This window comes from Actinoplanes siamensis (genome assembly GCF_016862395.1).
GTDB lineage: Bacteria > Actinomycetota > Actinomycetes > Mycobacteriales > Micromonosporaceae > Actinoplanes > Actinoplanes siamensis.
Window position 1 is genome coordinate 190826 of sequence record NZ_BOMW01000012.1, and the last position, 20070, is coordinate 210895.

Annotated in this window: 21 protein-coding genes; 13 read left to right on the forward strand and 8 right to left on the reverse strand. The window is 72.3% G+C overall.

Annotated elements, in window-relative coordinates; all coding sequences use genetic code 11:
* Positions 1 to 70: 70 nt before the first annotated feature.
* Together Asi03nite_RS05690 and Asi03nite_RS05695 are read left to right on the forward strand one after the other, a co-directional pair.
* The gene (locus Asi03nite_RS05690) at positions 71 to 544 is read left to right on the forward strand and encodes a MarR family winged helix-turn-helix transcriptional regulator (protein ID WP_203677435.1); all 474 of its coding nucleotides are present in this window, start codon (positions 71 to 73) and stop codon (positions 542 to 544) included.
* Between the two features lie 9 nt (positions 545 to 553).
* Positions 554 to 1435 carry an LLM class flavin-dependent oxidoreductase gene (locus Asi03nite_RS05695; protein ID WP_203677330.1) on the forward strand — a complete coding sequence of 294 codons (882 nt, stop codon included), beginning with the start codon at positions 554 to 556 and terminating at the stop codon, positions 1433 to 1435.
* A 41-nt stretch (positions 1436 to 1476) separates the two neighbouring features.
* Here Asi03nite_RS05695 and Asi03nite_RS05700 read toward each other — a convergent pair whose 3' ends face one another.
* Positions 1477 to 1827: a histone-like nucleoid-structuring protein Lsr2 gene (locus Asi03nite_RS05700; protein WP_203677331.1), complete on the reverse strand. Its 351-nt coding sequence runs from the start codon at positions 1825 to 1827 to the stop codon at positions 1477 to 1479.
* Between the two features lie 195 nt (positions 1828 to 2022).
* On the opposite strand from Asi03nite_RS05700, the gene Asi03nite_RS05705 reads away from it, so the two are divergent.
* Both Asi03nite_RS05705 and Asi03nite_RS05710 read left to right on the forward strand, forming a co-directional pair.
* A complete protein-coding gene (locus Asi03nite_RS05705) occupies positions 2023 to 2454 on the forward strand; it encodes a hypothetical protein (RefSeq protein WP_203677332.1) in 432 nt (143 codons plus the stop codon).
* Positions 2455 to 2534: 80 nt separating this feature from the next.
* On the forward strand, positions 2535 to 3824 hold the full coding sequence (locus tag Asi03nite_RS05710; RefSeq protein ID WP_373872091.1) for a D-alanyl-D-alanine carboxypeptidase family protein: 1290 nt from the start codon (positions 2535 to 2537) through the stop codon (positions 3822 to 3824).
* A 193-nt stretch (positions 3825 to 4017) separates the two neighbouring features.
* Here the strand turns inward: Asi03nite_RS05710 and Asi03nite_RS05715 are convergent, their stop codons facing one another.
* Positions 4018 to 4518, reverse strand: a complete 501-nt coding sequence (locus Asi03nite_RS05715; protein WP_203677333.1) for a DUF456 domain-containing protein — start codon at positions 4516 to 4518, stop codon at positions 4018 to 4020.
* Positions 4519 to 4791: 273 nt separating this feature from the next.
* Here Asi03nite_RS05715 and Asi03nite_RS05720 point away from each other — a divergent pair, with 273 nt between their 5' ends.
* The 3 genes from Asi03nite_RS05720 (at position 4792) to Asi03nite_RS05730 (ending at position 7352) form a co-directional block, all read left to right on the forward strand.
* Entirely contained in the window at positions 4792 to 5709 is a 918-nt protein-coding gene (locus Asi03nite_RS05720; RefSeq protein ID WP_203677334.1) for a sigma-70 family RNA polymerase sigma factor, read from the forward strand.
* A 65-nt stretch (positions 5710 to 5774) separates the two neighbouring features.
* Complete coding sequence (locus Asi03nite_RS05725) at positions 5775 to 6608, forward strand: GNAT family N-acetyltransferase (RefSeq protein ID WP_203677335.1); 834 nt, start codon at positions 5775 to 5777, stop codon at positions 6606 to 6608.
* A gap of 12 nt (positions 6609 to 6620) precedes the next feature.
* Positions 6621 to 7352, forward strand: coding sequence for a class I SAM-dependent methyltransferase (locus tag Asi03nite_RS05730; RefSeq protein ID WP_203677336.1), 732 nt, complete (start codon positions 6621 to 6623; stop codon positions 7350 to 7352).
* Here the strand turns inward: Asi03nite_RS05730 and Asi03nite_RS05735 are convergent.
* Entirely contained in the window at positions 7341 to 9641 is a 2301-nt protein-coding gene (locus Asi03nite_RS05735) for a HelD family protein (protein WP_203677337.1), read from the reverse strand. The genes Asi03nite_RS05730 and Asi03nite_RS05735 overlap by 12 nt on opposite strands.
* 163 nt (positions 9642 to 9804) lie before the next feature.
* Here Asi03nite_RS05735 and Asi03nite_RS05740 point away from each other — a divergent pair, with 163 nt between their 5' ends.
* Positions 9805 to 10311, forward strand: a complete 507-nt coding sequence (locus Asi03nite_RS05740) for a hypothetical protein (protein ID WP_203677338.1) — start codon at positions 9805 to 9807, stop codon at positions 10309 to 10311.
* Positions 10312 to 10366: 55 nt separating this feature from the next.
* Here Asi03nite_RS05740 and Asi03nite_RS05745 read toward each other — a convergent pair whose 3' ends face one another.
* Complete coding sequence (locus tag Asi03nite_RS05745) at positions 10367 to 11218, reverse strand: sigma-70 family RNA polymerase sigma factor (protein WP_203677339.1); 852 nt, start codon at positions 11216 to 11218, stop codon at positions 10367 to 10369.
* A 159-nt stretch (positions 11219 to 11377) separates the two neighbouring features.
* Here Asi03nite_RS05745 and Asi03nite_RS05750 point away from each other — a divergent pair, with 159 nt between their 5' ends.
* Positions 11378 to 12925 carry a DEAD/DEAH box helicase gene (locus Asi03nite_RS05750; RefSeq protein WP_203677340.1) on the forward strand — a complete coding sequence of 516 codons (1548 nt, stop codon included), beginning with the start codon at positions 11378 to 11380 and terminating at the stop codon, positions 12923 to 12925.
* A gap of 75 nt (positions 12926 to 13000) precedes the next feature.
* Here Asi03nite_RS05750 and Asi03nite_RS05755 read toward each other — a convergent pair whose 3' ends face one another.
* Positions 13001 to 13672, reverse strand: a complete 672-nt coding sequence (locus Asi03nite_RS05755) for a hypothetical protein (protein WP_203677341.1) — start codon at positions 13670 to 13672, stop codon at positions 13001 to 13003.
* Positions 13673 to 13689: 17 nt separating this feature from the next.
* Here Asi03nite_RS05755 and Asi03nite_RS05760 point away from each other — a divergent pair, with 17 nt between their 5' ends.
* A complete protein-coding gene (locus Asi03nite_RS05760; RefSeq protein ID WP_203677342.1) occupies positions 13690 to 13860 on the forward strand; it encodes a hypothetical protein in 171 nt (56 codons plus the stop codon).
* 4 nt (positions 13861 to 13864) lie between these two features.
* Here Asi03nite_RS05760 and Asi03nite_RS05765 read toward each other — a convergent pair whose 3' ends face one another.
* The 3 genes from Asi03nite_RS05765 to Asi03nite_RS05775 all read right to left on the reverse strand — a co-directional run bounded on the left by Asi03nite_RS05765 (position 13865) and on the right by Asi03nite_RS05775 (position 16133).
* On the reverse strand, positions 13865 to 14914 hold the full coding sequence (locus tag Asi03nite_RS05765; protein ID WP_203677343.1) for an App1 family protein phosphatidate phosphatase: 1050 nt from the start codon (positions 14912 to 14914) through the stop codon (positions 13865 to 13867).
* Positions 14915 to 15052: 138 nt separating this feature from the next.
* Positions 15053 to 15748 (reverse strand): hypothetical protein, encoded by a 696-nt coding sequence (locus tag Asi03nite_RS05770; protein WP_203677344.1) that lies wholly within the window; start codon positions 15746 to 15748, stop codon positions 15053 to 15055.
* Between the two features lie 58 nt (positions 15749 to 15806).
* A complete protein-coding gene (locus tag Asi03nite_RS05775) occupies positions 15807 to 16133 on the reverse strand; it encodes a hypothetical protein (RefSeq protein WP_203677345.1) in 327 nt (108 codons plus the stop codon).
* 103 nt (positions 16134 to 16236) lie between these two features.
* Here Asi03nite_RS05775 and Asi03nite_RS05780 point away from each other — a divergent pair, with 103 nt between their 5' ends.
* From Asi03nite_RS05780 to Asi03nite_RS05790, 3 genes are all read left to right on the forward strand, one after another.
* Complete coding sequence (locus Asi03nite_RS05780; RefSeq protein WP_203677346.1) at positions 16237 to 17091, forward strand: NAD-dependent protein deacetylase; 855 nt, start codon at positions 16237 to 16239, stop codon at positions 17089 to 17091.
* A 156-nt stretch (positions 17092 to 17247) separates the two neighbouring features.
* Positions 17248 to 18252 carry a LacI family DNA-binding transcriptional regulator gene (locus Asi03nite_RS05785; protein WP_203677347.1) on the forward strand — a complete coding sequence of 335 codons (1005 nt, stop codon included), beginning with the start codon at positions 17248 to 17250 and terminating at the stop codon, positions 18250 to 18252.
* Between the two features lie 123 nt (positions 18253 to 18375).
* Positions 18376 to 20061 (forward strand): ABC transporter substrate-binding protein, encoded by a 1686-nt coding sequence (locus Asi03nite_RS05790; protein WP_203677348.1) that lies wholly within the window; start codon positions 18376 to 18378, stop codon positions 20059 to 20061.
* Positions 20062 to 20070: the final 9 nt, after the last annotated feature.

Consider the following 20070-nt stretch of genomic DNA (forward strand, 5'->3'; position numbering starts at 1 on the left):
TGGCATGGCCTCCGGTGGGGAAATGCAAAGTTCTTTGAACGGGATCCGTGACTTCGCGACGGGGAACGCCATGGAGCACGCCACCGAGGTCGCCGCGGCCATCGAGTCGTCTGTGGAGTCGCTGGTCGCTGTCCTGGAACGGGCCCGGCTCGCCCAGACGCCGGTGATCCCGCCGGCCCAGCTGCGGGTGCTGACCATCGTCGCGGAGAACCGGCACACCAACATGAGCCGCCTCGCCGAGGCCCTGGACGTGGTGCCCTCCTCGGCCAGCCGGCTCTGCGACCGCTTGGAGGCGACCGGCTTGCTGCGCCGGGTCGCCGACCCGCGGGACCGCCGCGAGGTGCGCCTGCTGCTCACCACCGCCTCCCGACGCCTGCTCACCGATCTGCGGCAGCGCCGCCGGGCCGCGCTCTCCGAGGTGCTGGAGCGGATGCCGGCCGGCGCCCGACAGGAGTTGCTGCGGGCGTTGCGCGCGTTCGAGGCCGCCGCCGGGTCCGGCGTCGGTGCGGACGCCCCCGCCGGGGACGATCTTCGCAGCGCCTAAGCTGGCCGGGTGCGTTTCGGCATCGTGATTCTTCCTGACCAGCGCTGGGCCGAGTCCGCCAAGCGGTGGCGCCTGGCCGAGGAGTACGGCTTCGACCACGCCTGGACCTACGACCACCTGGGCTGGCGCGACCTGATCGACGGGCCGTGGTTCGACGCGGTGCCGACGCTGACCGCGGCCGCGTCGGTGACCGAGCGGATCCGGCTCGGCACCTACGTCGCCACCCCGAACTTCCGGCACCCGGTGCACTTCGCGCGGGAGGCGACAGCGCTGGACGACATCTCCGGCGGCCGGCTGGTGCTCGGCCTGGGCGCCGGCGGGATCGGGTTCGACTCGGCGGTGCTCGGCGGGGCCGAGCTGAGCCCGCGCGCCCGGGTGGACCGGTTCACCGAGTTTTTGGAGCTGCTCGACACCATCCTGCGCGCACCGTCCACGACGTGGTCCGGGTCATATTTCTCGGCCGTCGACGCGCGCAGCATCCCAGGGCCCGTGCAGCAGCCCCGGCCGCCGTTCGTGGTCGCCGCCAACGGGCCGCGGGCGCTGCGGCTCGCCGCGCGGCACGGCGACGGCTGGGTCACCACCGGGCCGCAGTCCGAGACGGCAGAGGAATGGTGGCGGGCGGTGGCCGAGAGCCGGGACCGTTTCGAGGCCGCGCTCGCCGACGCCGGGCGCGCCCCGGAAACGGTCGACCGATACCTCAATCTCGACTCGTCACCGGTGTTCTCGATGAGCAGTCTGGACGCGTTCCAGGAAGCGGCCGGACGAGCGGCCGCTCTGGGTTTCACCGACGTGATCACGCACTGGCCGAGGCAGTCCAGTTGGTACGCGGGCGACGAACGGGTACTGGAAGCGGTGGCCGCCGAGCTGCCACGCCTGCGCACGACTATTTGAAACCATCCAATCCGGACGGAACCGCAATTCCGGTCGCCGGGTCAGCGGCCGTGCGCCGCCCGATAGGCGTTGCTGACCTCCTGCGGAATGCGGCCCCGCTCGGAGATTTTGTGTCCGTTGCTGATGGCCCACTCGCGGATCAGCCGGTTCTCGTCGCGGGAGCCGGCGGTGCGGGCCGGCGCGCCGCCGCGTGCCGGGACCCGGCCGGAAGCGGTCCGGCCCAGACGCGTTCCCGCGTTGATGTACGGATCCAGCGCCTTGCGCAGCTTTCCGGCATTGGCTTCGGAAAGGTCGATCGTGTAGCTGATCCCGTCGAGGCTGAACTCGACCGTGCGATCCGCCTTCTTGCCGTCCAGATCGTCGATCAGGGTGGTGATTACCTGCCGCGCCATAACGACTCCCGAGAAATTAATCGCCCGCGGACAGTCTGGCCCCCGAACGGCTTCCGGCGCAACTCCCCGGCACGATCCGGCAATTATTCGTCCCTTGTTGCCAGGACCCTTATCAGAATGGGCTGAGAGCATTCGCACCGAATCCTGAGAAAGCCCGGTTGGCCGCCGGCCGGGACTCACGTTAGGGTCGGCGCCATGCAGGACGAGCACGCCGCCTGGCTGGCGCACCACCGGCAGGCCGTGGCCGGGCGCGCCGCCGCCCTGGAGGCCGGGCGCAACACCGAGGCCAGGCACGCCGCGGCGCTGCTCGAGGAGTTCGTCCGCCGGGCCGGCGAGCGCGGGCTCGCCCCGCATCCGCTGAGCGCCCGCAGTTACGACGGCCGCTGGACGTACAAGACGCGCGTCCGCGGGTGGTACCTGAAGTCGAACCGGTCGGTCGCGGCCGGCGAGGACGGGGAATATTACGTGCTCACCGTGCCGGCGTCGCTGCGGGCCCGGTTCACCGGCGCGGAGCTGTCGCCGAGCATGCCCCGGCTGATCGTCGGCGCCGGCGGCGGGGACGGCGAGCCGGTGCCGCTGGAGCATCTGCTGGAGCGCCGGCTGGAGGCGGGAACCCGTTGGCCGTGACCTCTCGCCGCTTGCGCCCCTTCGCCGCGGCGCCGGCTGCGCGCTCCCGCCGGGCGGTCAGCCTGGTGCTGGCCGTGGGCCTGATCGTTCCGGCGTTGCCCGCTCCGGCCGCCTCCGCCGCCGCCTCGGGTGTTTCGGCCGCTTCGGCCGCTTCGGCCGTTTCCGCCGCTTCGGCCGTTTCCGCCGCTTCGGCCGCTTCGGCCGTTTCGGGTGCGGAGATCCCGTGCCCGCATCCGAAGATCGTCAAGCCGAGCGCGCCGCCGCGGCCCGTTCCGCCGCCCGCCGACCCGCAGGCGATGCGGGTCGGCGGCGACGCGCTGGCCACCCACGGCCTGGTCATCCCGGCCGGGGCGAAGCAGCCGCCGGCCGTCACCGCGACCACCTGGATGGTGTCCGATCTGGACACCGGCGAGGTGCTCGGCGCCTGCGGCCCGCACGTCCCGCAGACCCCGGCCAGCGTGCAGAAGACACTGCTGGCCGCCACCGCGATCGACAAGCTGGACCCGAGGAAGAAGGTCACCATCGTCCAGAGTGACCTGGAGATCGAACCGAACAGCTCGGCGGTCGGCATCGTGGCCGGCGGGACGTACCCGGTCTCCACCCTCTGGCTCGGGCTGCTGCTCAACTCCGGCAACGACGCGGCCAACGCGCTGGCCCGGATGGCCGGCGGCGGCGGTCCCGACGGCGTGGCCAGGACCGTGGCGGCGATGAACGCCAAGGCGGCCGAGCTGGGCGCCTTGCAGACGCACGCGGTGACCCCGTCCGGATTGGACGGCAAGGGGCAGTTCACCAGCGCGTACGATCTGGCGCTGATCGCCCGGGTGGATTTCGCCAACGCGGACTTCCGCAAGTACGTGCTGACCAGGAGCGCGCAGATGCCCGCGCAGCGGGCGCGCAAGGTGGCCGGGTTCCAGTTCCAGAACGAGAACAAGCTGATCTACAACTATCCGGGCGCGCTGGGCGGCAAGACCGGGTTCACCACGATCGCGCGGCACAGCTACGTGGGCGCGGCCCAGCGCGACGGGCGGCGGCTGGTGGTCACGCTGCTCGGCGCCGAGGCGGCGCCCCTGCGCGGCTGGCAGCAGGGGGCGGCCCTGCTGGACTGGGGTTTCACCCAGCCCGCAGGCTCCTCGGTGGGCCACCTGGTGACACCGGCGGAGGTGGCGGCGTCGGCGGCCGCTGCCGCCGCTGCGAGAGGCGCCACCGCGGAGAAGGCGACAGCGCCCGGGCCGGGGGTGGCCGCCGGTCCGGCGAGCCGCTCGCACGGATGGTCGGTGCTGGTCGCCGGCACGGTGGCGGTGGCGCTCACCGCCCTCCCCGTGCTCCTCCTGCTCACCCAACGACGCCGCCGCCGCAAAAGCCGCGACTGACCCCGCAAGACCCGGGTCCCCAACACGCGTAGCCGAGCCGGCACCCCCCACCCGGAAGCCGAGCCTGCGCCCACGCGACGCCCAGCCGACCCGGGCCCGCGGCGCGCCTCCCGTTCCCGGCTGGTGCCCAGGGGTGTCTCGCGGGCGGGAGAGAGCATGGGGCCGGCGGGGTTTGCCGGCGGGAAGAGCCGAGTCAGGCGGCGATCAGGCCGAACACCCAGATGACCGCGATCGCCAGGGCCGCGGCGAACTCGACGAGCAGGGAGAGGCCGACGGCGGCCAGGGCCCGCCGGGTGGAGGGCCAGGCCTGATCGGCCCCGAGGCGCATCGCCTCCATCGCGTACACGCCCAGCAGGAAGCCGAGCAGCAGGCCCACCACCGGCACCACGAAGAAGCCGATCAGGCCGAGCACCCCGCCCACCAGCAGGGTCCCGGTGGGCAGGCCGGAGTCCTTGAGCTTGCGGCCCGGCCAGACGAACTTGACCACCAGACCGGCGCCGGCCACCACCGTGGCCAGCGCCAGGACCAGCCACTTCGCGGCGGCGCCGGCGTCCGACAGCAGCACCCAGAGCAGCACACCGGCCCAGCTCAGCAGCAGGCCCGGGATGACCGGCAGGACCACTCCCAGCACGCCGGCCAGGATCAGCACACCGGAGATGGCGTTGACGGCGGTGGTGCTGTCGCTCAGGTCCATGCGGCACACCCTGCCGCACCACGCGGAAACCCTCAACCGGGGGCTCCGGCCGCCGATCGACTCGGGCATCGCCCCCGGGAACGGGCGGCCGGACGGCGCCGGAGCCGGTGGCGCGGCACGCGGGGCGAGCTCACCGCAATTCCCGGGGCGTTCGCGTGCAACCGGAGGGCAACTGTGCGTGACCTTCTCCCGCACCTCCGTGACCGCAGAGTTTCTCCCTGTCAGCCGGTGCCCTCCCAGCAACGGGCGCCGACAACAACCGGGGGAAACGACATGACCAGCACCGTGACGACCGCTGCCGACCTCGCCGCCGACACCGCTCCCGCGACGCCGGTTCTCTCCGCTGCCGAGCAGGAGGAGCTGATCCGCACGCACATGCCGCTCGTCGGGCACCTGGTGCGGGACATGCTCAGCCGGATCCCCAACCACATCCACCGCGACGACCTGACCAGCGCCGGCCTGCACGCGCTGGTCACCGCGGCGCGTGGCTGGGACCGGGAGCGCGGCGTCCCGTTCCACCGCTTCGCCGGCACCCGGATCCGTGGCGCGCTCCTGGACGAGCTGCGCGCGCTGGACTGGGCCACCCGGTCGGTACGGTCGAAGGCCCGCAACACCGACGTGACCCGCCAGAACCTGACCACCAGCCTCGGGCGGACCCCGACGCCGGAGGAGCTGGCCCAGGCGCTCGGCACCACCACCTCCGAGCTGCACCAGACCGACACCGACGTGCAGCGCGCCACCGTGCTGTCGCTGCAGGGCTTCACCACCAGCAGCGCGGACGAGCTGGTCACCGAGCGTACGCCCGGCCCGGAGGAGATGCTGCTGCGCCGCGAGCAGATCGGCTACCTGCACCACGCGATCGAGTCGCTGCCGGACCGGCTGCAGACCGTGGTGACCGAGTACTTCCTGTACGAGCGCCCGATGGCGGACATCGCCAAGGATCTCGGCGTCACCGAGTCGCGTGTCTCCCAGCTGCGCGCCGAGGCGCTGTCGCTGCTGCGTGACGGCCTGAACACCCACCTCGACCCGGAGCTGGCCCCGGTGCCGGAGAACCCGGACAGCATCACGGCCCGCCGGCGCGCGTCGTACTACGCCAGCATCGCCGGCAACACCACTCTGCACAGCCGGCTGGCGATGACCAACGCCAACGGGCACACCGCCATCGGACGCGGTCAGCGACCGGCGGCCTGATCATCCGAAGGGCTCGGCGTCACGACGCCGAGCCCTTTTTTGTTGTACGCGGCTATCGTGACGTTATGGGAGATTTCGTGGTGGCGCCCGCCGGTGTCGACGATCTCGGACTGATCGCGCAGTGGGCCGCCGCCGAGGGCTGGCTGCCGGGCGACGGTGACGAGCGGCTGTTCTTCCCGGTCGACCCGGGCGGCTTCCTCGTGGGCCGGCTGGACGGGCTGGTGGTGTCGTCGATCTCGGCGGTGCGGCAGGGCACCGGACACGGGTTCCTCGGGTTCTATTTGACCGCTCCCGATCAGCGTGGCCGCGGATACGGACTGCGTACCTGGCAGGCCGGGATGCGGCGGCTCGCCGGCCGGCACATCGGCCTCGACGGCGTGGTGGCCCAGCAGGACAATTACCGCAAGTCCGGGTTCCGGCACGCCTGGAACAACCTCCGGTTCCGCGGGACCGCCCGGGTGCAGGCCGCTGTGCCGGGGACCGCGCCGGTGGACGTACGACGGCTCGGCTTCGAGGATCTGGCCGCCTACGATCGGCGGTTCTTCCCGGCCCGGCGGGATACCTTCCTGGCGTTGTGGATCTCCGCGCCGGGGCACCGGGCGCTGGCCGTCCTCCGCGACGGCAAGCTCGCCGGGCTCGGGGTGGGACGGCCGGCCGGGCCGGTGGTCCGGATCGGCCCGCTGCACGCCGACACCCCGGAGATAGCGGCGCGGCTCCTGGGCGCGCTCGCGTCCGGCCCGGTCGTCCTGGACGTGCCCGACCGCAACCGGGACGGCGTCGAGCTCGCCCGCGCGGCCGGTCTGGAACAGATCTCCGAGACCGCCCGGATGTACACCGGCGAACCACCGGACATCGACGTCCGCGGCATTTATTCGGTGGCGAGCCTGGAGCTCGGCTGATTTATTGCGGGCATGCCTGACGCCTTGTTCGCCCATCCCCGGCTGGCCCCGCTGTACGACTCCTTCGATCGCGATCGCGGCGACCTCCCGGCGTACCTGGAGATCGTCGAGGCGCTGCGGCCGGCGCGGATCATCGACGTCGGGTGCGGGACCGGGACGCTCGCGGTGCTGCTCGCCGAGCTCGGCTACACCGTGACCGGGGCGGATCCGGCGGCGGCCTCGCTCGCGGTGGCGCGGGCCAAGTCGTCGGCTGTCGACTGGGTGCACGCCGGGGCGGGCGATCTCCGGGACGGTTCGTACGACCTGGCGCTGATGACCGGGAATGTCGCCCAGGTGTTCGTCACCGACGAGGAGTGGAGTGCCGCGCTGCGCGGGATCCGGCGGGTGCTGCGGGACGGCGGGCATCTGGTGTTCGAGGCGCGGCGGCCGGAGTTCCGGGCCTGGGAGGAGTGGGCCGCGGACACCGCGCCGGTGACCCGGGAGATCCCCGGGGCCGGGCTGGTCGAGCGGCGCCTGACCGTCACCGACGTCCGGTTGCCGCTCGTCACCTTCCGCACGGAGTTCCGTTTCCACGCCGACGGGACGGTGCTGACCTCCGACTCCACCCTGCGGTTCCGGTCGCCTGCGGAGATCGAGGAGGCGCTGGGTACGGCCGGATTCGAGGTTCTCGATGTCCGGGAGGCGCCGGACCGCCCCGGCCGCGAGAACGTCTTCGTGGCCGGGGCGGTCTGTTCACCCCAGTGAGGACAGCACCGCGGGGAGCGGGGCCGTGTGCAGGACGCCGAGGCGTTGGGTGGCCCGGGTGACCGCGACGTAGAGGTCGGAGAGGCCGCGCGGGCTCTCCGCCACGATCTCGTCCGGGCAGACCACCAGAACGGAGTCGAACTCCAGGCCCTTGGCCTGCCGCACGGTCATCAGCACCACGTGGTTGAGCAGGTCGGGCTGCTCCCCCACGGCGGCGCCCGGGACGGCCGCGACGACCTCGGCGCCCAGCCACGGCTCGAGCCGCGCGGGCACCAGGACGCCGACCCGGCCCGGCTCGACGGCGGCGGCCTCCTTGCGTACGTCCGCGATCAGCTCCTCGGCGAGCGCGTCCACCGGCACGCGCCGCGCCCACGGGTTCACCCCCGCCGAACGGACCGAGCGCGGCGGCTTGAGGCCGGGACCCACCTCGGCCAGGACGTCCGCGGCGATCGCCATCACCTCGGCCGGAGTCCGGTAGTTGACGCTCAGCTCGACCAGACGCCAGCGCTGCCCGACGTACGGCTCGAAGACCTGCTCCCAGGTGGTGCTGCCGGCCGGCTCGGAGGTCTGCGCGACGTCGCCGACCACCGTCATCGACCGGCTCGGGCAGCGGCGCATCAGCAGCCGCCAGGCCATCGGCGACAGCTCCTGCGCCTCGTCGACGATCACGTGGCCGAACACCCAGGTGCGGTCGGCCGCCGCCCGCTCGGCGGCGGTGCGGGTGTCCAGCTCCTCGTGCCGTTCGACGAAGGTGCTCGCGTCGACCACGTCGATCGCGGAGAGGATCTCCTCCTCGACGTCCTCGAAGTCCAGCGAGCGAGAGCCCTCGACGATCTCCAGCACGCCCTCGGCGTACTCGATGGCGGCCTCCCGCTGCCGGGCCTGTTCCCGCTTCTTCAGGGTGTCGTCGACCCCGAGCAACTCGGCCAGCTCGTCGAGCAGCGGCACGTCGGCCGGTGTCCACCGGGCCGAGCGGTCCCGCAGCAGCGACGGCGGCAGCCCCGCGGACTCCAGCCGGTCCGCGTCGGTGAGCAGATCGCGCAGCACCTGGCGGGGGGTCAGCACCGGCCAGCAGTCGAACAGCGCCTGCTGCACGTCGATGTCCTCGCGCAGCTCCCGCCGGGTCTCCGCGAGATCCGCCTCGGAGAGCAGGTTCTCCCCGCCCAGCGGGTCGGCGCCGATCCGCTCGGCGATCTGCAGCGACAGCGCGTGGATCGCCTCGGTCACGAAGATCGCGCGAGCCACGTTGTGCGGGCGGCCGGACCTGCGGGCGACGGCCCGGGCGTCCTCGACCACCGCCCGCTCGATCCGCAGCGGGTAGCCGTCGTGGTCCACCTCGACGAAGGTGCCCGGCACGGTCTGCCGGTCGGCGACTGCGTTCTCCAGCGCCGGCAGCATCAGGGCCTGGTCGCCCTTGATCGCCGTGACCGCGTCCGGCTCGGCGCCGCGGGCGCGCACGCCGGGGAACATGTCGCCGAGGGTGGCCAGCAGCACGCCGGTCTCGGCGAGCGACGGCAGCACCTGCGAGATGTAGCGCAGGAACGTGGTGTTCGGGCCGAGGATCAGCACACCGGACCGGGTGAGCTGCTCCCGGTACGTGTACAGCAGGTACGCCGCGCGGTGCAGCGCCACAGCGGTCTTGCCGGTGCCCGGCCCGCCCTGCACGACGAGCGCGCCGGCCAGCCCGGAACGGATCACCTCGTCCTGTTCGGCCTGGATCGTCTCGACGATGTCGCGCATCCGGCCGGTACGGTTCGCGGTGAGCGCGGAGAGCAGCGCGGCCTCGCCGGTCACGTCCTCCCGGCCGGCGCCGCCGACCGCCTCCAGGTCGAGGACCTCGTCGTCGATGCCGGTGAGCACCCGGCCGCGGGTGCGCAGGTGCCGGCGCCGGGTGACACCGTCCGGATTGACCGCGGTGGCGAGGTAGAACGGCCGGGCCGCGGGCGCCCGCCAGTCGACCAGCAACGGGTCCTGGTCGCGGTTCTCGGCGAAGAGCCCGATCCGGCCGACGTAGCGCTCCGTGCCGGTGGTGAAGTCGAGACGGCCGAAGCACAGGCCGTTCTCGACGGAATTCATCTGGGCGAGCTGCTCGGTGTAGTGGGCGCGGGTGGCCTCGCGCTGGGTGCGGCCCTGCGGGGTGCCGCCCCCCTCGAGCAGGATCGCCTTGAGCCGGCTGTCGGCCTGCTCACGCAGCTGGTCCAGCCGCTGGTAGAGCGCGGTCAAGTACGCCTGCTCGGAAACGGCGTCGGCGTTCGAGCTTGACAAAATCGCCCCTTTTCGTGCTATCATTCCGGCCGTCGGCAACCAATTACTTGGTTGCCTTTTCTGTTTACGGCAAACGACCAGAATAGCTGAACGCCCAGGGGTTACGGCCGCGGCGGCAAGTGTCCGGAAGTAGTCAAGGACACGCCGGAGCCGTTACGCGGGACGGCGTGGCGGGATTAAGCCCGTCATGGACATCAACACCCCGTACCGCCGGCTTGCCGTCCTCGCCCTCGCCGCCGTCTCCGCTCTCGGCGTCACCGCCGCCTGCTCCTCCGGCGACGACGACAAGGCGAACGCCGCTGCCGCCGGCGGCCCGGAGCCGAAGACCGTCGACGGCGCCAAGGCCGCGGCGCAGACCGTGTTCGACAGGTTCAGCGGTGGCGACTTCGCCGGCGCCTGGGACATGTACACCTCGGCCGGCAAGCAGGCGATCAGCAAGGACGACTACGTCAAGCTGAACCAGGCGTGCTCCCGCAAGGGGCTGGCGATCCAGCTCACCAGTGCCCGGATGGAGGGGGCCGACAAGGCCATCGTGATCGCCAAGCAGCTGGTCGCGGCCCAGTCGTACACCATGGTCTACGAGAACGGCGCCTGGAAGCTGGAGCCGGCCGCGGAGGGCCTGGCGCTCTACAAGATGGGCGCGGCCAAGGCGATCGCCGCCCAGAAGAAGGCAGGCACCTGCGCCAACGCATGATCTTCCGCCGGGGCCCGCCGCGCACCGCGGCGGGCCCCGGCCGCGCACCGAGTTCCTAGGCCGCCACCGGCAGGCCGTCCGGGCCGGTCAGGGCCAGCCGGCTGCGCAGCGTGCCGCGGCTGGCGATCCGGTCGTAGTACGCCGCCCGGCGCCGGGCCACGCACCCCTCCTTGGGCGGGTTCTGCGCGGCTAGCGCCGGGTCCAGGTGGGTGTTCAGCCCGTCCCGCAGCAACACCAGGGCCTCGGCGCGCAGCTGCGACACCCGGGACTCGCTGACACCCAGCTCGGCGGCGATGTCGGCCATCGGCCGCTCGCCGAAGAAGTAACCCTCGACGACCACGCGCAACCGGTCCGGCAGCGCGTCGACGGCGTGCCGCAGGTAGCCGAGCCGCTCCCGGCGGATGAGCATCTCCTCCGGCCCGGCCCCCGGCTCGGTGACGATGTCGTCGGCCGTGGCGGTGGTGAAGCCCTGGAGGCTGAACACCGTGGCGCGGTGCACGTCGTCCTCGGCGTGCTCGATGTCCTCGACCGTACAGCCCAGCCGCTCGGCGATCTCCGGCACGGTCGGGGTGCGGCCCAGCTCGGCGGTCAGCTCCTCGCGGGCCGAGTCGGTCCGGCGGGCGCGCTGGCGGACCGAGCGGCTCGCCCAGTCCAGCCCGCGCAGCTCGTCCAGCAGGGCGCCGCGCACCCGGGCCGCGGCGAACCGGGGGAACGGGACACCCCGCTCCGCGTCGAAACCGCGAGCGGCGGCGACCAGGGCGGCGTACCCGGCGGACAGCAGGTCATCGCGGTTGACGTGGGCGGGGACCCGGGCCAGCATCTCGCGGACCAGGTGCCCGACGAGCGGCATGTTCGCTCGCACGATGTCCTCACGACGCCGATCGACGGCAGATGCCTCACCGTTCATCAGGGGTCTCCTCAGTACCGGCCGGAGTGGGGGCGTCCCGGCGCTGAGGAAAAAGATCTGCGAGGCTGAGTGCGAAACGGTTCCCTGCCGGGTGCAGAGAGGTTGCCAAGGGCGACCAGTAGGATTGATCTCCAACTGACCTACGGAGAGTTACCCCCGTTGACTTCGTTCATCGAGCTAGGCGTCCCTGCCGTTCTGACCGGCGCCCTCGCCGAGCTCGGCATCACCACACCGTTCCCGATCCAGGCGGCCACGCTGCCGGATTCGCTCGCCGGGCGTGACCTGCTCGGGCGTGGGCGGACCGGATCCGGGAAGACCTACGCGTTCGTGCTGCCCGTCGTGACCCGGCTGGCATCGGACAAGAAGCCCCGCCGGCCCGGCCGCCCGCGTGCCCTGATCCTGGCGCCGACCCGGGAGCTGGCCACCCAGATCGAGGCCAGCCTGCGCCCACTCGCCGACGCGATGGGCCTGAACACGCTCACCGTGTTCGGCGGCGTCGGGGCGAACCCGCAGATCGCCGCCCTGCGCAGGGGCGTCGACGTGCTGGTCGCCTGCCCAGGCCGGCTCGACGACCACATCCGCAACGGGCACGCGTCGCTGGACTCCGTCGAGATCACCGTGCTCGACGAGGCCGACCACATGGCTGACCTGGGCTTCCTGCCGGTCGTGCGGCGGTTGCTGGGGCAGACCCCGGCCGGCGGGCAGCGGCTGCTGTTCTCGGCGACGCTGGACAACGGGATCGACGTCCTGGTCCGGCAGTTCCTCCGCAAGCCGGTCACGCACCACGTGGACGCGGCCGCGCAGGCGCCCGTGGAGATGGATCACCACGTGCTGCACGTCCAGCCGGACGACCGGTTCGAGGTGCTGGTCGACCTGCTGGCGGCGCCCGGCCGGTCGGTGGTCTTCACCCGGACCAAGCGGCGGGCCAAGGTGCTGACGAAGCAGCTCGTCGCGGCCGGGGTGCCGGCCGTGGAGCTGCACGGCAACCTGGCGCAGAACGCGCGCAACCGGAACCTTTCGGCGTTCTCCGACGGGACCGCCGGCACGCTGGTCGCCACGGACATCGCGGCCCGGGGCATCCACGTGGACGATGTGACGTTGGTCATTCACGCGGATCCGCCGGTGGAGCACAAGGCGTACCTGCACCGGTCGGGCCGGACGGCGCGGGCCGGCGCCCGCGGCACCGTGATCACGCTGATGACCGACGATCAGCAGGCGGATGTGCGGGATCTCACCCGTAAGGCCGGGATCCGGCCGGTCACCCGGCGGGCCCGGCCCGGCGACGCGCTGCTGGCGCAGCTGGCGCCCGGTGAGCGGACGTTCGTGGCGCCCGCGCCGCCGGCACCCGCCGCTGCGGCTCCCGCTCCGGCCGAGGGCAACGGCAGGTCCTCTCGCCGCCGCCGGGGCGGTGGCGGGGCTTCCGGCTCCGCACCGGGCGACGCCGTGGGTTCCGCCAACGGCGGGCGGCCTTCCGCTAACGGATCCGGCGGTCACCCGGCCGCCTCCCCGGCGGGCGCGGAGAAGAAGGCGTCCGGCCGGCGGCGTTCCGGCGGCGAGGCCGGCGGCTCCCCGCGGTCCGCCGCCGGAACGCCGCGCTCCGGGCAGGCGAAGACCAGCCGTTCCGGTACGCCCCAGCCCCGTCCCGCCACCGGCGGCGGCGCGGCCGCGTTCTCGGCCCGCGCGGGCGGCCGCCGCTCCGGCCGCTGACCCGACCGGCGTCGCGTCGCCGGCTCTCCACCGGCGACGCGACGAACCCGGCCAGGGAAGACCGCTGCGGGGCGGCTACCTGGCGGGGCGGGCCGAATCGGTTTCCGGGACCCGTACCGAGATCTCGTCGCCCAGCACGAACCCGGCGTTGAGCTCCAGCTCGTCCCCCGACCAGAAGCGGCCCGGGTCGTACCAGTTGGCCTTCCGGTTGCGGGGCAGCAGACCCATGTCCTCGTAGGTCACCGCGACCACCTCGGCGCAGTACGCCTTCTCCAGCGTCGCGTTCGACGTCTCGGACGGCTTCCACGGCGGGCGCATCTGCGGGATCCGGCCGCGGGCCCAGCGCATCGCGAGCTGGGAGGTGGACGGGAACGGCGTGCCGTCCAGCCGGGCCACCGTCTTGAGCGCCTTGTCCTCCATCGCGCGGGTCACCCCCGGCTCCAGCTGGCGCAGCCAGCCGCGCTGGCCGTAGCGGCGGGCCCAGACGGTCACCGCGTCGCGCAGGTCGTGCAGCTGGACGCCGCGCTGGAACGTGCCGGACCACAGGTCCGGCAGGGACCTGCCCAGCTCGGCGTGCCACATCAGTGGTGGCATGTCCTCGATCACCAGGGACATCCCGACATGGTTCACCGGGCTGTTGGTGAGGGTCTGGATGGCTCTGTCCGGCCCGGATCGGCCGCGGAAGATCCAGATGTCACCCGTGCGGGTCAGGTCGATGGCCTCGTCGAGGCTGATGTCGGCAACCACGTGTCTATTCTCAGCAGATGCGGTGGTGGAAGGTAGCGGGACTGGCGGGGCTGGCGGGAGTCGCGGCGACCGGGGTGGTGATCGCCCGGGCCGAGCGCAAGCGCAGGGCGTACACCCCGGACGAGATCCGGGAGAGGTTGCACACCCGGGTGGCGGAGGCCGCCACGTCGCCGGAGAAGAGCGAGTAGGAGCTCACTCGGCGAGGTCCGTGTCGCGCAGCAGGGACCAGAGGCCGGCGCCGTCCGGGGCGGCGAACCACGTCTTGCCCCCGGACGGCACGGCCTCGGGCGTCTCGGTCGGGCCCGGGATGGCGCCGGCCAGCACCGCCTGGGTCGGCGAGAGCCGGCGGATCGCCACGGCCGCCACGTTGTCCGGGTGCTCGCGGGCGAACTCCGAGTAGATCTCCTGGTCGTGCTGCCCGTCGTCGCCGACCAGCAGCCACCTGACGTCGGGGAACTCCTCGGCGAGCCGGCGCAGCGAGTTGCGCTTGTGCTCCTGGCCGCTGCGGAACCAGCGGTCCGGGGTGGGTCCCCAGTCGGTGAGCAGGATCGGACCGGCCGGGTAGAGATGCCGGCTGAGGAAGCGGGTCAGGGCGGGCGCCACGTTCCACGCGCCGGTGGACAGGTAGATCACCGGGGCGCCCGGGTTCGCGTTGATCAGCCGCTCGTAGAGCACAGCCATGCCGGGCACCGCCATCCGGGCGTGCTCGTCGAGGACGAACGTGTTCCACGCGGCGAGCAGCGGGCGGGGCAGCGCGGTCACCATCACGGTGTCGTCGATGTCGGAGACCAGGCCGAATCTCACCGCCGGGTCGATCACCCGGATCGGCGCGTCCACCGCGGTGGCGCCCTCGCAGTGCAGCCGGACGCTGGCCCAGCCCGGGTCGAGGTCGCCCTTGACCCGGCAGTCGACGTAACCGCTGCGGTCGGTGCGGGTCTCGGTGACGCTGCCGCCGACCTCGATGCGCACCACCGCGTTGCTCACCGGGGTGGTGGTGAAGCTGCGCCAGCCGCGCACCTTCTCCCGGCGCTTGCGGACCAGCCGGGGGCGGGACAGCAGCACCCGCGCCATCACCCGGGCCCAGCCGGGCGCGCCGTAGCCGGTGTAGGCGGTGATGTACGGTTTCCAGCCGCGGTTGCGCAGGTTCCGCTCGATGATCTCGTGCACGGCATCCTCGACCAGGGCAGCCCGGTGCATCCGGGCCACGGCCTTGGACGTCTCCGCCGGTGTTACCGCCACCATCTCCTCCTCGCCGTTCCGCTTCTCCCGCCCAGGAGAGCGTCCCGACCCCCGTCCAGCGCCGGGGAGTCCGAGAGACCAAACGTTACCGGGCGGGTCCGACAGGCCGCTCGGTAACGTGCGCGGGGTCCAGGGTGGACCTCAGGCGGCCGCCCGGATTTCGGCTGTGCTCCATTGCTCGGCCCACCACTGCTGGTCCACCGGCTCGGGGGCGCCGACCCGCAGCGGTGCGCTGATCGCCTCGGAGCGCAGGCTGCTCAGCGCCTCGGCGGCGGCCTCGACGCCCCGCCAGGCGGCCCGCTCCCGCTCGACGGCCGCGTACCAGGCGGACAGCCGGTGCGCCCGGGCCGCCTGGGCGAGGACCGCCTCCTGCTGGACCGGGTGCAGCCGCGGGTTCCAGCCGCGGTGCGCGAACACGTCGTTGAGCTGGTCGATGGAGAGGTCCTGGGAGCGGCACAGGGCGCTGGCCGCGCGGTGCAGGTACCGCTGCCGGTCGACGTTCTCGCCGGGCTTGCGGCGGCGGCTCATCAGCGGGTACGCCGTGGCCGAGCCGATCCGCCGGCAGGCCTGGTCGGCCTTCTCGTACGCGGCCCAGGCCTGCTCCACCCCGGCCTGCGCGGCCTCCCACTCGGCGCGGCGCCGGCGCACGGTGCCGGCCGCGCGCCCGGCCGCGACCGCGATCTCGTCGGCGTACCGCTGGCGCTCGGTGGCGTCCGGGGTCGGTTCGGTCAGGACACGGGGGATCGAGACGGTCGCCGCGGCGACGGCGAGGAGCAGCACGATGATCAGCCAGATCGCGACGGCTTGCGGGACGGAGCTCAGGAAGGCGGAATCCACGGAACACCCCCAGGACAGCGGAACGGGAACGACGAGCCGACGTGTGCGGAGAAGGACGTCAGCGGGCCGGGGGCGCGCGGGGGCCGCCGGTCGCCGGGACGACGCCGGTGCGGGCGGCCGGGGCCGGGGCCGCGCTCCGGGGAGCCGGCGCGGCCGCGGGCGGGGCCGGTTCGGCGAGCCGGGGCTCGGACTCGGGCTCGGCGGCCCGCGCCGCGACCGGGGCCGCGACGGCAGCGGAGTGCTGAACCGGATCAGCGGCCGGGGTGACGGCCGGGCCGGGCAGCCGCAGCGTGACCGCGAGGGCCAGCACGGCGAGACCGGTGAGGAACCGCAGCAACCGGCGGCCGTCCCAGGGACGGTTCGCCTCAGGCGTCACAGCGGTCACCTGGATCAAGGTACCTGTGCATGCGTCAACGCGCACCGCTCGTCCCGGACACCCCACCGGACGGTGTCCCGGCCGGTCACCCGGGCGAGAGACGATAGGTGTCATGGACCTTGAGATGCTCGAGCAGGTGGACCGGCTGGACGGCTGGCTGGGCGAGGGCGGCGTGGTGGTGCTCAGCGGCGCGGGCCTCTCCACCGACTCCGGCATCCCGGACTACCGGGGCCCGTCCGGCTCGGCACGGCGCAACACCCCGATGACCTATCAGACCTTCACCGGCGACCCGCTGGCCCGGCGCCGCTACTGGGCGCGCAGCCACCTCGGCTGGCGCACCATCGGCCACGCCCGGCCCAACGACGGGCACCGGGCGGTGGCCCACTGGCAGGAGCGCGGCCTGCTGCACGGGGTGGTCACCCAGAACGTGGACGGCCTGCACCAGGCGGCCGGCGCGCGCGACGTGGTGGAGCTGCACGGCAACCTGGCCCGGATCACCTGCCTGGACTGCGGGGCGCGCAGCGGGCGCGACCAGCTGGAGCACCGGCTGACCGCGGCGAACCCGGGATTCGCCGCGGTGGCCTCGGCGGTGAACGCGGACGGCGACGTGGAGCTGGACGACGCCGAGCTGAACGGGTTCAGCACGGTGGACTGCCTGGCCTGCGGCGGCATGCTGAAGCCGGACGTGGTGTATTTCGGCGAGACCGTGCCGGCCGACCGGGTGTCCCGGGCGTTCGCGCTGGTCGCCGCGGCGCGCACGTTGTTGGTCCTGGGCTCGTCGCTGACCGTCATGTCCGGCCGCCGGTTCGTGGTGCGGGCCGTCAAGCAGGGCACCCGGGTGGCGATCGTGAACCGCGGCGTGACCCGTGGGGAGCCGTACGCGGATCTGATGATCGACGCTCCGCTGGGGGTCGTTCTCCCGAATCTTGCCCGGGAGACCGATACGTACCGATTGTTGCCTCGGTAAACGAACCCGGCTTCCGCTGGTTACCGGAATGAAACCTAAATAGATCTCGGCCCCATTGACGTGACCGCGCTCACTGAGGTTGACTGCCGAAACCGGTCCCGAAACCGGTTCCGAACCCTCGGCGCTGGCCGCCGGAAACAAACTCTCGGAGGAGCTGTGCCGATCACCATCGCCGACGTGGCGGCCCGGGCGAAGGTCAGCAAGACGACCGTGTCGCGGGTTCTCAACGGCAAGGGTGAGCTGGACGAGTCGACAGCCGCCCGGGTGCGCGCGGTGATCGAGGAACTCGGCTACGTCCCCAGCGCCCGCGCGGTCAACCTGGCCCGCGGCCGCACCCGGGTGATCGGCATGCTGGTGCCCTCGCTGACCTGGCCCTGGATGGGCGAGGTGCTGCAGGGCGCGGTCGACGTGCTGGAGGCCGAGGAGTACGGCCTGCTGCTGTTCACCTTCAACCGCGGCGACGACTCGATGCGCCAGTTCGCCGCGCAGGTCGCCGCCAAGTCGTTCGACGGCCTGCTGGCGATCGAGCCGGAGGGCACCCTCGGCTACCTCACCACCCTGCACAACCGCGGCCTGCCGATGGTGCTGATCGACGACCGTGACCAGATCTCCGGCGGCCAGATCCCGACCGTCGGCACCACCAACCACAGCGGCGCCGCCGACGCGGCCCGGCACCTGCTGGAGATCGGGCGCCACAAGCCGCTCGTGATCACCGGCCCGCCGCGGTTCGGCTGCACCGTGCAGCGCTCCGACGGCTTCGCCTCGGTCTACGCCGAGGCCGGCCACCCCATCCCGGACACCTACGTGTTCCCCGGCGACTTCACCGTCGCGTGCGGCGCCGACGGGGTCCGGCAGGCGATCGCCGCCGGGCTCGAGTTCGACGCCGTCTTCTGCCACAACGACCTCTCCGCCTTCGGCGTCGTGCAGGCCGTCCAGGACGCCGGCCGGCGGGTTCCGGAGGACGTCGCGGTGGTCGGCTTCGACGACATCCCGATGGCGGCACACCACAAGCCGCCGCTGTCCACCGTGCACCAGCCGATGCGCGAGATGGGCGAGGCGGCGGCCCGCACCCTGCTCGCCCACTTCGAAGGCACCGCGCTCCCGAACCGGCCGACGGTGATCCCGGCGACGTTCACCGCGCGGTCCTCCACACAGGCCTGACGACCCAGCCACACAGACCCAGACCAGCACGTCCGGGGCCGGCACCCGCCGGCCACGCGACGCCGCACGCCCTCCGGGCACCCTCTCACCCTCAACACCGCCAAATCCCGAGGAGATTCTCCGATGCAGAGAAGGAAGCTGTTCGCGGTCGCCCTGGCGGGCGTGCTCGCCACGGGCGGCCTGGCCGCGTGCGGTGACTCGCCGAACGCCAACAAGAACGCGAACAACGGCAAGACCGCCGACTTCCTGTCGATCGGCATGCCGAACGGCACGGTCACCGAGAACAACAACCCCTTCGTCGGCACCTCGGCCGGCGCCTCGCTCGGGTACCGCTGGGTCGTCTACGAGCCCCTCGGCATGTGGAACAACGTCAAGCCGGCCGACCCGGCGAAGCCGTGGCTGGCCAGCGACATCAAGTGGGCCGCGGACTACAAGCAGCTGGACGTCACCATCCGCGACAACGCGACCTGGTCGGACGGGCAGAAGCTGACCGCCGAGGACGTGGCGTACACGTTCAACCTGGTCAAGTCGAACGAGGCGCTGAACATCTTCGCCATCCCGATCGACCAGGTCACCCTCAACGGCAGCAAGGTCACCGTGACCTTCAAGTCGTCGCAGTTCACCACGTGGCACAAGATCATCAGCCAGATCCCGATCGTCCCCAAGCACGTCTGGGAGAAGATCAAGGACCCGGCGTCCGACCCGATCAAGGAGCCGATCGGCTCGGGCCCGTACACCCTGAAGACCTTCAGCCAGCAGGGCATCGTGCTGGAGCGCCGGGAGACCGGTTACTGGCAGGAGAAGCCGGCCGTCAAGGAGCTGCGCTACACGTCGTACACCGACAACAACGCGCAGACCACGGCCCTGGCCACCGGCCAGTCCGAGTGGAGCTTCGTCTTCATCCCGAACTACCAGCAGACCTTCCTCGCCAAGGACCCGGAGCACTTCAAGGTCTGGGCGCCGGGCGTGCTGGGCATCCACGGCCTCTACATCAACACCACCCAGAAGCCGTTCGACGACCCGACGCTGCGCCGTGCGATGAACATGGTGATCAACCGGACGGACATCTTCAACCAGGCCGAGGCCGGCTACTTCCACCCGGAGCTGAAGAACGTCACGGGCCTGCCGGAGGGCGCTGGTGACGCGTTCATCACCGACGCCTACAAGGGACAGAACTTCAAGGTGGACGTGGAGGGCGCCAAGGCGCTGCTCACCGGCGCCGGCTACAAGCTGGACGGCACCACGCTGAAGGACAAGACCGGCAAGGCCGTCACCATCAAGCTCAGCGACCCGGCGTCGTGGTCGGACTACCAGACCACGCTGGAGATCATCAAGAGCAACCTGGCCGAGATCGGCATCGCCGCCACGGTCGAGAAGCCGAACCAGAACGTGTGGGACGCGAACGTCCAGAAGGGCGACTTCGGCGCCACCATGCGCTGGACCAACGGCGGCTCGACGCCGTTCGACATCTACCAGACCGTCATGGACGGCGACCTGAAGAAGCCGATCGGCACCGCCGCCCAGCAGGGCAACTTCGGCCGCTTCGACAGCCCGGAGGCGACCGCCGCGCTCAAGGCCTACGCGAACGCGACGAGCGACGCGGACCGCACCGCCGCCCTCGCCACGGTCCAGAAAATCTTCGTGGAGCAGGCCCCGATGCTGCCGATCGGCTCGGACAACGTCGGTGGCGCGATCAGCACCAAGAACTGGGTCGGCTGGCCCTCGGACAGCGACCCGTACGCCCCGATGCAGCCCACCCAGTCCGGCACGCTCGACGTGATCATGCACCTCAAGCCCGCCAACTCCTGATCGCCGCAC

Coding starts and splice junctions, on each gene's coding strand:
- Asi03nite_RS05765 (WP_203677343.1), bottom strand. CDS start 14,914: ATGGTGGCGGTAACACCGGCGGAGACGTCCAAGGCCGTGGCCCGGATG.
- Asi03nite_RS05790 (WP_203677348.1), top strand. CDS start 18,376: ATGCAGAGAAGGAAGCTGTTCGCGGTCGCCCTGGCGGGCGTGCTCGCC.
- Asi03nite_RS05720 (WP_203677334.1), top strand. CDS start 4,792: ATGACCAGCACCGTGACGACCGCTGCCGACCTCGCCGCCGACACCGCT.
- Asi03nite_RS05725 (WP_203677335.1), top strand. CDS start 5,775: ATGGGAGATTTCGTGGTGGCGCCCGCCGGTGTCGACGATCTCGGACTG.
- Asi03nite_RS05690 (WP_203677435.1), top strand. CDS start 71: ATGGAGCACGCCACCGAGGTCGCCGCGGCCATCGAGTCGTCTGTGGAG.
- Asi03nite_RS05780 (WP_203677346.1), top strand. CDS start 16,237: ATGGACCTTGAGATGCTCGAGCAGGTGGACCGGCTGGACGGCTGGCTG.
- Asi03nite_RS05760 (WP_203677342.1), top strand. CDS start 13,690: ATGCGGTGGTGGAAGGTAGCGGGACTGGCGGGGCTGGCGGGAGTCGCG.
- Asi03nite_RS05700 (WP_203677331.1), bottom strand. CDS start 1,827: ATGGCGCGGCAGGTAATCACCACCCTGATCGACGATCTGGACGGCAAG.
- Asi03nite_RS05745 (WP_203677339.1), bottom strand. CDS start 11,218: ATGAACGGTGAGGCATCTGCCGTCGATCGGCGTCGTGAGGACATCGTG.
- Asi03nite_RS05735 (WP_203677337.1), bottom strand. CDS start 9,641: ATGATAGCACGAAAAGGGGCGATTTTGTCAAGCTCGAACGCCGACGCC.
- Asi03nite_RS05715 (WP_203677333.1), bottom strand. CDS start 4,518: ATGGACCTGAGCGACAGCACCACCGCCGTCAACGCCATCTCCGGTGTG.
- Asi03nite_RS05730 (WP_203677336.1), top strand. CDS start 6,621: ATGCCTGACGCCTTGTTCGCCCATCCCCGGCTGGCCCCGCTGTACGAC.
- Asi03nite_RS05705 (WP_203677332.1), top strand. CDS start 2,023: ATGCAGGACGAGCACGCCGCCTGGCTGGCGCACCACCGGCAGGCCGTG.
- Asi03nite_RS05740 (WP_203677338.1), top strand. CDS start 9,805: ATGGACATCAACACCCCGTACCGCCGGCTTGCCGTCCTCGCCCTCGCC.